Source organism: Achromobacter sp. (genome assembly GCF_057314935.1).
On the sequence record NZ_DBHKZA010000064.1, the window covers coordinates 1 to 13,271 of the forward strand.

The 13,271-nt window shown below is 64.2% G+C and carries 14 protein-coding genes; 10 read left to right on the forward strand and 4 right to left on the reverse strand.

Translation table 11 applies throughout. The features are described from left to right. A partial coding sequence (locus tag ACO6D5_RS21540; protein WP_485826466.1) for a hypothetical protein occupies positions 1-217 on the forward strand: 217 nt, incomplete at its 5' end. A 133-nt stretch (positions 218-350) separates the two neighbouring features. Further along, entirely contained in the window at positions 351-1,397 is a 1,047-nt protein-coding gene (gene murB / locus ACO6D5_RS21545; protein WP_485826467.1) for a UDP-N-acetylmuramate dehydrogenase, read from the forward strand. A gap of 82 nt (positions 1,398-1,479) precedes the next feature. Here murB and dapB read toward each other — a convergent pair whose 3' ends face one another. Further along, positions 1,480-2,271, reverse strand: a complete 792-nt coding sequence (dapB, locus tag ACO6D5_RS21550; protein WP_485826468.1) for a 4-hydroxy-tetrahydrodipicolinate reductase — start codon at positions 2,269-2,271, stop codon at positions 1,480-1,482. A 19-nt stretch (positions 2,272-2,290) separates the two neighbouring features. After that, positions 2,291-2,827: an outer membrane protein assembly factor BamE gene (locus tag ACO6D5_RS21555; protein ID WP_315526412.1), complete on the reverse strand. Its 537-nt coding sequence runs from the start codon at positions 2,825-2,827 to the stop codon at positions 2,291-2,293. Between the two features lie 157 nt (positions 2,828-2,984). On the opposite strand from ACO6D5_RS21555, the gene fur reads away from it, so the two are divergent. Beyond that, positions 2,985-3,404 (forward strand): ferric iron uptake transcriptional regulator, encoded by a 420-nt coding sequence (fur, locus tag ACO6D5_RS21560; RefSeq protein ID WP_006223539.1) that lies wholly within the window; start codon positions 2,985-2,987, stop codon positions 3,402-3,404. 160 nt (positions 3,405-3,564) lie between these two features. Here the strand turns inward: fur and recN are convergent, their stop codons facing one another. Both recN and ACO6D5_RS21570 read right to left on the reverse strand, forming a co-directional pair. Continuing rightward, a complete protein-coding gene (gene recN, locus ACO6D5_RS21565) occupies positions 3,565-5,226 on the reverse strand; it encodes a DNA repair protein RecN (RefSeq protein ID WP_485826469.1) in 1,662 nt (553 codons plus the stop codon). Between the two features lie 13 nt (positions 5,227-5,239). Further along, positions 5,240-6,139 carry an NAD kinase gene (locus ACO6D5_RS21570; protein WP_315526419.1) on the reverse strand — a complete coding sequence of 300 codons (900 nt, stop codon included), beginning with the start codon at positions 6,137-6,139 and terminating at the stop codon, positions 5,240-5,242. 142 nt (positions 6,140-6,281) lie between these two features. On the opposite strand from ACO6D5_RS21570, the gene hrcA reads away from it, so the two are divergent. The 7 genes from hrcA to dnaJ all read left to right on the forward strand — a co-directional run bounded on the left by hrcA (position 6,282) and on the right by dnaJ (position 13,034). Further along, positions 6,282-7,286: a heat-inducible transcriptional repressor HrcA gene (hrcA, locus tag ACO6D5_RS21575; protein ID WP_006223542.1), complete on the forward strand. Its 1,005-nt coding sequence runs from the start codon at positions 6,282-6,284 to the stop codon at positions 7,284-7,286. A gap of 45 nt (positions 7,287-7,331) precedes the next feature. Beyond that, complete coding sequence (gene hemH / locus ACO6D5_RS21580) at positions 7,332-8,456, forward strand: ferrochelatase (protein WP_485826470.1); 1,125 nt, start codon at positions 7,332-7,334, stop codon at positions 8,454-8,456. Continuing rightward, on the forward strand, positions 8,446-8,682 hold the full coding sequence (locus ACO6D5_RS21585) for a hypothetical protein (RefSeq protein WP_315526425.1): 237 nt from the start codon (positions 8,446-8,448) through the stop codon (positions 8,680-8,682). The genes hemH and ACO6D5_RS21585 overlap by 11 nt, the downstream gene beginning before the upstream one ends. A 123-nt stretch (positions 8,683-8,805) precedes the next feature. Further along, a complete protein-coding gene (grpE, locus tag ACO6D5_RS21590) occupies positions 8,806-9,363 on the forward strand; it encodes a nucleotide exchange factor GrpE (RefSeq protein WP_315526427.1) in 558 nt (185 codons plus the stop codon). 17 nt (positions 9,364-9,380) lie between these two features. Beyond that, positions 9,381-9,785: a thioredoxin family protein gene (locus tag ACO6D5_RS21595; RefSeq protein ID WP_485826471.1), complete on the forward strand. Its 405-nt coding sequence runs from the start codon at positions 9,381-9,383 to the stop codon at positions 9,783-9,785. Positions 9,786-9,865: 80 nt separating this feature from the next. After that, the gene (gene dnaK, locus ACO6D5_RS21600; RefSeq protein ID WP_006223548.1) at positions 9,866-11,791 is read left to right on the forward strand and encodes a molecular chaperone DnaK; all 1,926 of its coding nucleotides are present in this window, start codon (positions 9,866-9,868) and stop codon (positions 11,789-11,791) included. A gap of 109 nt (positions 11,792-11,900) precedes the next feature. Then, a complete protein-coding gene (dnaJ, locus tag ACO6D5_RS21605; protein ID WP_315526434.1) occupies positions 11,901-13,034 on the forward strand; it encodes a molecular chaperone DnaJ in 1,134 nt (377 codons plus the stop codon). The last annotated feature ends 237 nt before the right edge of the window (positions 13,035-13,271 follow it).

The window sequence follows — 13,271 nt, forward strand, 5'->3', positions numbered from 1 at the left end:
AACTCGCGACCTCAACCTTGGCAAGGTTGCGCTCTACCAACTGAGCTACTCCCGCATGGGTTCCGACCAGTACTGCTCAGAACCTGTTTTTTTATTCACTCTGATCAACTTGGTTATCGATCAGAAGGCGCGCATTCTACATGATTTTTTTGAGTTTGTCATGAGCCTGACGTTTTTTGCTTTTTTCGCCGGAATCCCTTTGCAGAGCGGCTTTTGAAGAAAGCGGCAATGGCCACCGGGTTTTACCCCTCCGGGTTTTACCCCTGGATGCCACTGCTGAACATCAAACCCAAACACTCAATCAAGTAATATGAGCGAAGACAGAAACTATAGCATAGCCAGTAGCACCCATGTCAAATCCTGCCGCCATCAACCTTGCGCCTGTCGCGTTGACCCCCGTTACCCAAGACCTGACCCGGCTGAATACGCTGGGCCTGGCGTCCCAAGCCGAGGCGTTTGTCACCGTGGACGATGCTGCGCAATTGCCGGCATTGTCTGACCTGGCGCGGCAGGCCGATTCCGTGCTCGTGCTGGGCGGCGGCAGCAATGTGGTGCTGCCCCGGCAGGTCCCCGGCCTGGTGGCTCGCGTGGCGTTCAAGGGCATGCGTTTGCTGGAGGCGCGCTCTGACGCCTGGCTGGTCGAGGCGGCGGGCGGCGAGAACTGGCACGGCTTTGTTGCCGCCTGCGTGGACCATGGCTGGGACGGCCTGGAGAACCTGGCGCTGATTCCGGGTACGGTGGGGGCCGCGCCGGTGCAGAATATCGGTGCCTACGGCGTGGAGTTCGAAGAGCGCTTCCATAGCCTGACCGCGTGGGATGTGCCGGCGGGGCGGCTGGTTGAAATGCGCGCGGCTGATTGCCGCTTTGCCTATCGCGACAGCGCATTCAAGCACGACGCGCCGGGCCGCTGGATCATCGTCAGCGTGCGTTTCGCGTTGCCCCGGCCCTGGCGGCCCGTGCTGGGCTATCCCGACCTGCAGCGCCATGCGCGGCTGGCGCAAGGCACGCCCACGGCGCGCGACATTTTCGAGGCGGTGTGCGAGATCCGCCGCGCCAAGCTGCCTGACCCCGCCGTGACTGGCAATGCAGGCAGTTTCTTCAAGAATCCCATCGTGGCGGCCAGCGTGCGCGACAGCCTGGTGAAGCAATTTCCCGGACTCGTGTCGTATGCCCAGCCGGATGGCCGCTACAAGCTGGCGGCAGGCTGGCTGATCGACCAATGCGGCTGGAAGGGGCGGGCGTTGGGCGCGGCCGGCGTGCACGACCGGCAGGCGCTGGTGCTGGTGAATCGTGGCGGGGCCACCGCGGCGGACATCATGGGATTGGCACAAGCGATCCAGCAGGCCGTCGCCGAACGCTATGGCGTCAGGCTGGAGCCGGAGCCCGTGGTGGTGTGATCGGCCGGCGCGCCATGCCAAACGGCCTTACGCAGGCGAAAAAAAAGGATCCCGAGGGATCCTTTTTTGCATTGGCGCGGCCTTAGAGGCCCAGCACCGATTGCATGTCGTACAGGCCGTTGCGCTTGTCTTCCAGGAAGCGCGCGGCGCGCAACGCGCCTTCCGCGTAGGTGGCGCGGCTGGCCGAGCGGTGCGTGATCTCGATGCGTTCGCCGATGCCGCAGAACGACACCGTGTGGTCACCGACGATATCGCCGCCGCGCAGGACCGAGAAGCCGATGGTGCCGGGCTTGCGCACGCCGGTGTCGCCGTGGCGGCTCCAGGTGGCCACGTCCGGCAGGGCGACGTCCCAGGCGGATGCGATGGTCTCGCCCATCTTCAAGGCGGTGCCCGAGGGCGCGTCGACCTTGTTGCGGTGGTGCGCTTCGAACACTTCGACGTCGTAGCCGGAATTCAGGATGCGGGCAGCCATGTCCAGCAGCTTGAGCGTGGCGTTGACGCCGACGCTCATGTTGGGCGCGAACACGATGGCGATCTTCTGCGCGGCCACGTCGATCGCGGCGCGGCCGTTGTCGTCGAAACCGGTGGTGCCGATCACGGCGCGCGTGCCGTGCTTGACGCAGGCCTGCAAGTGCTCGAGCGTGCCTTCGGGACGGGTGAAGTCGATCAGGCAGTCGGCCTGGGCCAGCGCGTCGAGGTCGTCGGTGATGGAGACGCCCGTCTGTTGGCCGAGCGGTGCGCCGGCATCCTGGCCCAGGGCGGCGGAGCCCTTGCGGTCCAGCGCAACCGTCAGTTGCAGGCCGGTGGACTTGAGGACGGCATCGATCAGCATCTGGCCCATACGGCCGCTGGCGCCGGCAATTGCAATACGCATGTAAAAGAATCCTTGGGGGTTAGCGAAGCGGCTCGGGCGAGTTGCCGGGTTGGCCGGGGTACTGGTTCAGCGGGCTGACCGGGGCGGCCGAGTCGCGCTTCTTCTGATCCGCTTCTTCCTTCAGCCGGGCTTCGTCCTGGTCCAGCCGCTTGTCGGCCTTTTCGTCGGCCGTGGAGCTGGGGGTGTTCAGCTGATAGGGTTGCAGGTCAGGCTGCTTGTCGCCTTCCCAGCGGGTCAGCCGGTCGTTTTCGAACCAGACGGTGAACTTGCGTTCGCGGGCTTCGCCGTAACCGGGCTTGTAGTAGTAGGGGTAGTCCCAGCGATTGGCGTGCAGCACGCTGGTCAGCGTGGGGCTGCCGAGCGCGAAGCGCACTTGTTCGCGCGTCATGCCGGGTTGCAGCAGGGCGACCTGTTCCTGGGTGATCCAGTTACCTTGCTGGACGCCAGCCTTGTAGGGGAAGCCCCACTTGTCTCCCGTGCAACCGGCAAGGGCGACGGCCAGGGCGGCAACGGCCAATCCGGTCTTCAGCGAGCGGGAGGGAATTCGTGCAATCATGGACACTACGCGCCCCTATTATTTGGAAGCAGACAAAACCGTTATCATAAAGGTTTCATAAGGATAGTTCCGCGGGGCGGCATGAATTCAGGGGAGCCGGCTCGCGGCGCGCCCCACATCCTTGCCCATGCCAACGCGGACGGAGAGCGATTACACCATGAGCGACCAAAGCGAACTGAAGAACATGGGTTTGAAGGCGACTTTTCCCCGCCTGAAAATTCTTGATATTTTCCGTAAATCCGACCAGCGGCACCTCAGCGCCGAAGACGTCTATCGCGCCTTGATTGGCGAAAACGTCGAAATCGGCCTGGCGACCGTCTACCGCGTGCTGACGCAGTTCGAACAGGCCGGCATTCTTGCCCGCAGCCAGTTCGACAGCGGCAAGGCCGTGTTCGAGCTCAATGACGGCGATCACCACGATCACCTGATCTGCACGAATTGCGGCAAGGTGGTCGAGTTTTCGGACCCGGACATCGAAAAGCGCCAGCAAAAGATCGCCAAGGACAACGGCTTCGCGTTGGAAAGCCACGCGATGGTGCTGTACGGCATCTGCGGCAGCTGCCTGAAAGGCCGCTAAGCCGCCTGCGTTCGTCCCACGGCCTACGGCCGCGCTCGCCGCGGGTTCGTGAGATCCAAAGCCCCTTCTGATCGAAGGGGCTTTTTGTTGGGCGGGAAATAAAGAAACCCGAAAAACCCCCGGGGCATGGCCGCGGGGCTTGTCCGGAGGCGGGCGGCCGTCAGGCGGCGGGTTGGCCGAAGCCTTCCAGCATTTCGCGAGCGTGTTCGCGCGTCGTGGCGGTGAGCTTGATCCCGCCCAGCATCCGGGCGATCTCTTCCACACGGGCGGGGGCGTCCAGCTCTTCGATGCTGGAGCGCGTGGTGCCGCGCGATTCGGTTTTGCTGACCAGGAACTGGTTATTGCCGCAGGCGGCGACCTGCGGCAGGTGGGTGACGCACAGCACTTGATGGCGTTCGCCCAGTTCGCGCAGCAATTTGCCGACGGATTCCGCTACCGCGCCGCCGACGCCGCTGTCGACTTCGTCGAAAATCAGCGTAGGTACGCGGGCCGCGCGGCTGGCGATGACGGACAACGCCAGCGAGATGCGCGACAGTTCACCGCCCGAGGCCACCTTGGCCAGCGGCCGGGGCGTGGTGCCGGCGTGGCCGGCCACCAGGAATTCAACTTGTTCATTACCGTGCGCGGACGGCGCGGACGCTGCCAGCGTGGGCTCGAACTTGCCGCCTTGCATGGCCAGCGTCTGCATCGCCTGTGTGACCTGCTTGCCCAGGTCTTTCGCGATCTTGCGGCGGGCAGTGGTGAGTTTGGCGGCCGCCGCATCGTATTGCGCCTGGGCGGCTGCGGACTGGGCGCGCAGGGCATCGATGTCGCCCGCGGCCTGTAATGCCGCCAGCTCGGCGTGCAGCGAGTCGCGCAGTTCGCACAGCGCGTCGGGTTCGACGCGGAACTTGCGGGCGGTCTCGAACACCAGGCCCAGCCGCGATTCCACCTCGGCCAGGCGCTTGGGGTCCAGGTCGACGCGGCTGACGTAGTTGTTCAGGTCCGATACGGCTTCGCTGATCGCGATGCGGGCGGATTCCAGTTCGTCATGCACGCCTTGCAGGCCGGGGTCGTGCCGCAGCATCTGCTGAATGCGGTGATTGGCCGCCGTGATGCGGTGGTGTGCGGAATCGCCTTCACCGTCCAGCGCTTCCAGGATCTGCGAGGCGCCGTCCAGAAGCGATTGGGAGTGCGACAGCCGGGTGTGCTCGGATTGCAGCGAATCCCATTCGTCCGCGCCCAGCGCCAGTTGATCCAGTTCTTGAACCTGCCATTGGATGCGGTCGCGCTCGGTAGCCAGGCTGGCGGCGTCTTTCTCGGCGGCTTCCAGCTGCCGCGCCAGCGCGCGCCATTGCTTCCAGGCCTGGCCGACGGCCTGGCGCAGATCGCCGTGGCCGCCGTGGGCGTCCAGCAGGTCGCGCTGTGCGTCGGGGCGCATCAGGCTTTGATGGGCGTGCTGGCCGTGGATGTCCACCAGGCTGTCGCCCAGTTCGCGCAACTGGGCCACGGTGGCGGGCGTGCCGTTGATATAGGCGCGGCTGCGGCCCTGCGCATCGATGACGCGGCGCAGCGAGAGCTCGTCGTCCGCGTCGATCTCGCGTTCGGCCAGCCAGGCGTGCAGCGACTTGGGCGTGTCGAAGACGGCGGTGATGTCGGCGCGGGGCGCGCCTTCGCGCAGCATGCTGGCGTCGCCGCGTTCTCCCAGGGCCAGCGCCAGCGCATCCACCAGGATGGATTTGCCTGCGCCGGTCTCGCCGGAGAAAACGGTGAAGCCGGCGCCGAAATGGATCTCGGTCTGCTCGACGATGACGAAGTCGCGGATATGCAGGGTGCGCAGCATGTCGGGGCGCTTACTACTCTACGTTGTCGGTGGCTTGGGGCATCAGGTTCCAATGCAGCTTGCGGCGCAGGGTGGAAAAGAAGCTGTAGCCCTCGGGGTGCACGAAGCGGATGGTATAGGGCGCGCGCTGCACGACGATGCGGTCGCCCGGTTGCAGGTCCGACCAGGTCTGCATGTCGAAATGGACGCTGGCGCCTACTTCGACCCGGCCCATGGCAGTAAGGGTCATGTTCAGCACGCCGGTGTCGGGGATCACGATAGGGCGGTTCGACAGCGTTTGCGGCGCGACGGGCACCAGCACCATGGCGTTCATGCCGGGATGCAGGATGGGGCCGTTGGCGGACAGGGCGTACGCGGTGGAGCCGGTGGGCGTGGCGATGATCAGGCCGTCGGCGCGCTGCGTGTACATGAAGGCGCCGTCCAGTTCCACGCGCACTTCGATCATGCCGCCGCGTCCGGCGCGGTTCAGCACGACGTCGTTCAAGGCCGACGCGGAATACATCTTCTGGTCGCCCCGCCACACGCTGCCTTCCAGCAGCATGCGTTCCTCGATCTGGAAGCTGCCTTCGAGCACCCGCGCCAGCGCGCCATGCGCGTCCTGCAGCGGGATGTCGGTGATGAAGCCCAGCCGGCCATGGTTGATGCCGACCAGCGGCACGCCGAAGGGCGCCAGGTGGCGGCCCGCGCCCAGCACGGTGCCGTCGCCGCCCATGACGACGGCCAGCGACGCGTGCTGGCCGATTTCCTCGAGGGTGGCGACCGGGTATTCGGTCAGGCCGGTATTGCGCGCGGTATCGGCATCGATGAGCACGTGCCTGCCCGCTTGCGTCAGCGCGTGCGCAAGGGCTCTCAGCGGTGTGTCCAGGCCGGTGTCCTGGTATCTGCCGATCAGGGCGACGGTAGGAAAGTGCATGGATGCGTGCGTATCGAAAAAGGTAAAGCCAGAAAGCCGAAACCCGCCCGGAGGGGGCTGATTAGCCGATTATATGGGGCCGCATATCCGCTTGCGGGACAAAAATCGCCTTAATTGGAAAAGATTCCCTAAAATACCTGTTATGGATGACCGCGCACGCGCACTACTGAAAGCGTTGATAGAACGCTACATCGCCGATGGGCAGCCAGTCGGCTCGCGGACGCTATCGAAAGTCTTCGACTTGTCCCCGGCCACGATCCGCAATGTGATGGCGGACCTGGAAGAGCTGGGGCTGATCCATAGCCCGCATACGTCCGCCGGCCGTGTTCCCACGCCGCGGGGCTACCGCATGTTCGTCGATTCCTTGCTGGCCGTGCAGTCCTATCAGCTGCAACCGCACAATATGGGCGAAATGCTGTCGGCCGCCGAACCCACCCGCGCCGTCAATGCCGCGGCCGCGCTGCTGTCGAACCTGACGCAGTTCGCGGGCGTGGTGCTCACGCCCAAGCGCGCCCAGGTGTTCCGCCAGATCGAATTCATCCGGCTGTCCGACAAGCGGGTGCTGCTGATCATCGTCACCCCCGACGGCGACGTCCAGAACCGCATCTTGTTCGTGCAGCGCGATTACGTCGAAGCCGAATTGCTGGAAGCCGGCAATTTCTTCAACATGCATTTCGCCGGCAAGTCCTTCAATGCGGTGCGCCAGACCTTGTCCACCGAGCTCGCCCAGCTGCGCGAAGACATCTCGCGCCTGATGCAGGCGGCGGTGGAAGCCAGCGCCGAAGCCGCCGAAGACGGCGACGCCATGATCATATCGGGCGAACGCAAGCTGCTGGACGTGACGGACATCGCGTCCGACATGGACCGGTTGCGCAAGATGTTCTCGCTGTTCGAAAAGAAGACGGACCTGCTGCAGCTGCTGGACGTGTCCAGCCGCGCGCAGGGGGTGCAGATCTACATCGGCGGCGACTCGCAACTGGTGCCGATGGAAGAAGTGTCGGTCATTACCGCGCCTTATGGCGTGGACGGCAAGGTGGTCGGCACGCTGGGCGTGATCGGTCCCACTCGCATGGCGTACGAACGCGTCATTCCCATCGTGGATATCACGGCGCGTTTGCTGTCCAACGCCCTCAGCCACAACCAGTAGGTCCATTCAAAGCTACATCCTCCTTGCGGAGGAAGGGGAGTTTTTGTGTTTCTTCGCCTGTTCAAGTACCTGTGGCCTGAACGCTACCTGCCGGAAAGCGAGCAGGACGACCCCTTCAACGAAGATCCGCCGCCGCGCGGGCCGGGCAAGGTCGGCGTGCTGCTGGTGAACCTGGGCACCCCCGACACGCCGGACAAGGCCGGCATCAAGAAATACCTGGGCGAATTCCTGTCCGACCCGCGCGTCATCGAAATCCCCCGCTACCTGTGGAAGCCCATCCTGCACGGGCTGGTGCTGACGATGCGCCCCAAGAAGCTGGCGCCGCGCTATGCCGGGGTGTGGCTCAAGGAAGGGTCGCCCCTCATGGTCTACAGCCAGCGCCAGGCGGACGGCGTGCGCGCGGCCCTGCACGCGGCGGGCATCGATGCCGTGGTGGAATTGGGCATGCGCTACGGCAACCCGTCGATCCCCGACGCGATCACGCGCTTGCGGGCCGCGGGCTGCGAGCGCATCCTGACCGTGCCGCTGTATCCGCAGTACGCCGCCAGTACCACGGCCACCGTGGTCGACGCAGTGACCCGCCACGCCGCGCGCCTGCGCGACCAGCCCGAGCTGCGCTTCACCAAGCGTTTCCATGAAGATCCGGCCTGGCTGGACCCGCTGGCCGCGCGCATCGAATCCTTTTGGCGCGAACAGGGCAAGCCGCAGAAGCTGGTGATGAGCTTTCACGGCCTGCCGCGCTATTCGATCGAACTGGGTGACCCCTACTATCGCGATTGCATGGAATCGGCGCGCCTGTTGTCGCAGCGCCTGTCCTTGCCCCGCGAACAGATCGAAGTGACTTTCCAGAGCCGCTTCGGCACTGCCCGCTGGCTGGAGCCCTATACCGAGCCCACGCTCAAGGCGCTGGCGGCCTCGGGGGTGACGGAGGTGGATGTGGTGTGTCCGGGATTTGTGGCAGACTGTCTGGAAACCCTGGAAGAGATCAGCCTGGAATGCCGCGACGCGTTTGTCGGGGCAGGCGGCAAGCAATTCCGGTACATCCCCGCCCTGAACGACGATCCCGCATGGATCGCCGGCTTGGCTGGCATGGTGGAACGGAACTTGCAGGGCTGGCCGCTGACATCCCGGGCCACCACGGACTTGAAGGAGAAGGCGCATGCACCATGATCCCAAGAGCGGCAAGGTAGTAAAAAAGGGGACGGTTTCCACCCCCGTCGATGAGGATCAGGTCGAGCACGATCTGGACGAAGCGTTGGCCGAGACCTTTCCGGCCAGCGACCCCATCGCGATCCGGTCCGAGCCGGATGACGACGACGCGCACGTCGACCGTGCGCTGAAGGAAAGCTTCCCGGCCAGCGACCCGGTCGCGCCGGCGCAGCCCCACAAGAAGTAAGCGGCCGCTCCGCCCGGGACCCGGGCGGGCGCCGTCAGGGAATATTTCGCTTTCCCGGGCTTGAAATAGGGGTATTGGCCCCCATTCATGTCTGCGAAAGCCATTCTTTTTGGAGGATTCCCCATGACGGCACCCCACGAGCCTGTAGATCAGACGCCCGAAGTCGGCCAGAACGCCGACGCGGCCCCCGCCGCCCAGGACGCCGCACAGGCCGAGCTGAACGAGTTGCGCGCCCAACTGGACGCCGCCCAGGCTACCGTCAATGAGCAGCACGACCAGCTTCTGCGTGTGCACGCCGAAGCCGAGAACGTGCGCCGCCGCGCTCAGGAAGAAGTGTCCAAGGCGCGCAAGTTCGGCATCGAGTCGTTCGCCGAAAGCCTGGTTCCGGTCAAGGACAGCCTGGAAGCCGCATTGGCCCAGCCCGACCAGACCGTTGACACGTTGCGGGAAGGCGTTGAAGTCACCCTGAAGCAGCTGGCCGCAGCCTTCGAGCGCAATCTGCTCAAGGAAATCGCACCGGCCCAGGGCGACAAGTTCGATCCGCACCTGCATCAAGCCATTTCGTCGATTCCCAACGCGCAGCCCGCCAACACCGTGTTGCAGCTGCTGCAAAAGGGCTACGCCATCGCCGACCGGACCCTGCGTCCGGCGCTGGTGGTGGTGTCCGCGGGCCAAGGCTGATCGCGGCTCGGCACGCAATGACCGATCCCCGTTTCGATCCGGCTCAGGTCTTCCAGGTGTTCGGCATGCGTCATGTCGACACCGCGGGATTCGATGCCGCCGTGGTCCAGGCGCCGGGGTCGGATTTGCGCTGCGTGTTCCTGTGGGGCCAGGATTGCTATAACTGCAATCTGTTCAAGCAGGCGGCGTTGCTGCATCAGGAGGCCTTGTTGGGCCTGGGCCTGACGTGGTTCGAAGCCGATGTCTATGCCGACGAGCCCTTGGGCCGCCGCTTTTCCCTGCATGGTGTCCCCACTTTTGTGCTGTACCGGGCCGGAAAACGGCTTGGACGCATCACCGGCTGGCCCGGATTGCCCCAGTTCACGGCGGCAATCCAGCGGTTGCAGGACCCGGGTGCGGAAAATTCCGGCCAGGCGTCTTGAAAAACCCTGCGAGTAGCCCCAGTTATGTGGGGACAAGAAGTTTCCCTCTATTTTCATAGATTTAATTCAAGGTACCCACCATGAGCAAGATTATTGGCATTGACCTGGGCACGACCAACAGCTGCGTGGCTGTCATGGACGGCGGGCAGGTCAAAATCATTGAAAACGCGGAAGGCGCTCGCACCACCCCCTCGATCGTCGCCTACATGGACGACGGCGAGACCCTGGTCGGCGCACCCGCCAAGCGCCAGGCCGTGACCAACCCGCGCAACACCCTGTACGCGGTGAAGCGCCTGATCGGCCGCAAGTTCGAAGAAAAGGCGGTGCAGAAGGACATCAATCTGATGCCCTACACCATTGCCCGCGCCGACAACGGCGACGCCTGGGTGGAAGTGCGCGGCAAGAAGATGGCGCCTCCCCAAGTGTCGGCCGACGTGCTGCGCAAGATGAAGAAGACCGCCGAGGACTACCTGGGCGAAGAAGTGACCGAGGCCGTCATCACCGTGCCCGCCTACTTCAACGACAGCCAGCGCCAGGCCACCAAGGACGCCGGCCGCATCGCCGGTCTGGAAGTCAAGCGCATCATCAACGAACCCACCGCTGCCGCGCTGGCGTTCGGCCTGGACAAGACCGAAAAGGGCGACCGCAAGATCGCCGTGTATGACTTGGGTGGCGGCACGTTCGACGTGTCCATCATCGAAATCGCCGACGTGGACGGCGAAAAGCAGTTCGAAGTGCTGTCGACCAACGGCGACACCTTCCTGGGCGGCGAAGACTTCGACCAGCGCATCATCGACTACATCATTGCCGAGTTCAAGAAGGAACAAGGCGTTGACCTGTCCAAGGACGTGCTGGCGCTGCAACGCCTGAAGGAAGCCGCTGAAAAGGCCAAGATCGAACTGTCGTCCGCTCAGCAGACCGAAATCAACCTGCCGTACATCACGGCGGATGCCTCGGGTCCGAAGCACTTGAACCTGAAGATCACGCGCGCCAAGCTGGAAGCGCTGGTCGAAGAACTGATCGAACGCACGATCGAGCCCTGCCGCGTCGCCATCAAGGACGCCGGCGTGAAGGTTTCCGACATCGACGACGTGATCCTGGTCGGCGGCATGACCCGCATGCCCAAGGTCCAGGAAAAGGTGAAGGAATTCTTTGGCAAGGATCCGCGCAAGGACGTGAACCCCGATGAAGCCGTCGCCGCTGGCGCCGCCATCCAAGGTTCCGTGCTGTCGGGCGACCGCAAGGACGTGCTGCTGCTGGACGTGACGCCTCTGTCGCTGGGTATCGAAACCCTGGGCGGCGTGATGACGAAGATGATCCAGAAGAACACGACGATCCCGACCCGGTTCTCGCAGACCTTCTCGACCGCTGACGACAACCAGCCGGCCGTGACGATCAAGGTGTTCCAGGGCGAGCGCGAAATCGCCGCGGGCAACAAGGCCCTGGGCGAGTTCAACCTTGAAGGGATCCCGCCGTCGCCGCGCGGCATGCCGCAGATCGAAGTCACGTTCGACATCGACGCCAACGGCATCCTGCACGTGTCCGCCAAGGACAAGGGCACCGGCAAGGAAAACAAGATCACCATCAAGGCCAACTCGGGTCTGTCGGAAGACGAGATCCAGCGCATGGTCAAGGATGCCGAGGCCAACGCCGAGGAAGATCACCGCGTTGCCGAACTGGCCCAGTCGCGCAACCAGGCCGACGCGCTGGTGCATGCCACCCGCAAGTCGTTGACCGAGTACGGCGACAAGCTCGAAGCTTCCGAAAAGGAAAGCATCGAAGCCGCCATCAAGGACCTGGAAGACACGCTGAAGGAAGGCGACAAGGCCGCGATCGACGCCAAGGTGGAAGCCCTGTCGACCGCATCGCAGAAGCTGGGCGAGAAGATGTACGCCGACATGCAGGCGCAACAAGCCGCCGGCCAGCAACAAGCGGCCGACAACGCGAAGCCGGTGGACGACAACGTCGTCGACGCCGACTTCAAGGAAGTCAAGCGCGACCAATAATGGCCGGGCGCTGACCAGCCTCTGCCGCCCGGTAGCCGGAGAAATCCGCCTACCGGGCGAACTCATTCTGTAGCACTGAAAAGACGGCTCGTTTTTGAGCCCACGGATCATGGCAAAACGCGACTATTACGAAGTCCTGGGCGTAGCGAAAAACGCCTCGGACGACGAACTCAAGAAGGCCTATCGAAAGCTGGCCATGAAGTACCACCCGGACCGCAATCCGGACAGCAAAGAAGCCGAAGAGAAGTTCAAGGAAGCCAAGGAAGCCTACGAGGTCCTGGGCGATGAACAGAAGCGCGCGGCGTATGACCGCTACGGCCATGCGGGCGTCGACCCCAACTCCGCCGGCATGGGCGGGGCGGGCATGGGCGGCGGTTTTGCCGACGCCTTCGGCGATATCTTCGGCGAAATCTTCGGCGGCGGGGGCGGTGGCGGCCGTCGCGGCGGCGGCCCGCAGGTGTATCGCGGCGCCGACCTGAAGTACGCGCTGGAAATCACGCTGGAGCAGGCCGCGGCCGGTTTCGATACCGAAATCCGCGTCCCCAGCTGGGAAAATTGCGACACCTGCCACGGCTCCGGCGCCAAGGTCGGCACCTCGCCCAAGACCTGCCGCACCTGCGGCGGTTCGGGCGCCGTGCGCATGCAGCAAGGCTTTTTCAGCGTGCAGCAGACCTGCCCGACCTGCCACGGCAACGGCAAGGAAATCACCGATCCGTGCCCGGCCTGCGACGGCGTGGGCCGTATCCGCCGCAACAAGACCCTGCAGGTCAAGATTCCGGCCGGCATCGACGACGGCATGCGCATCCGCTCCAGCGGCAATGGCGAGCCGGGCATCAACGGCGGCCCTCCGGGCGACCTGTATGTGGAAATCCACATCAAGCAGCACAAGATCTTCCAGCGCGACGGCGACGATCTGCACTGCGAGCTGACCATCCCGTTCACCACGGCGGCGTTGGGCGGCGAGCTTCAGGTGCCCACGCTGGGCGGTAAAGCCGAGATCTCGATTCCCGAAGGCACCCAGTCCGGCAAGACCTTCCGCCTGCGCGGCAAGGGCATCCGCGGCGTGCGGGGCAGCTATCCGGGCGACCTGTACTGCCACGTCGTGGTGGAAACGCCGGTGCGCCTGAGCGAAGACCAGAAGAGCATCCTGCGCCAGTTCGAGACGTCGCTGAACGACGGGGGCGACCGCCACTCGCCGCAAAGCAAGTCCTGGACGGACCGCGTGAAGGAATTCTTCAGCTGAATCGCTTGACGCATGAAAAAGCCGCGAACTTGTGTCGCGGCTTTTTTTTGGCTGTCGATCGAGGAGAGGGATGGGGAGTGCGACCCGTGGCGGTTTTCCTTGGACAGGATGCGCGCTCCAGTCTTCCCTCGCAATAAAAAGGCCGCGGCTGTGACGCCGCGGCCGTACTGCAGGTGCTGCTACTGCTAGGTGTTGCTACCAGGACTTGTGTTGCGACTGCTAGGTGCTGCGACTGCT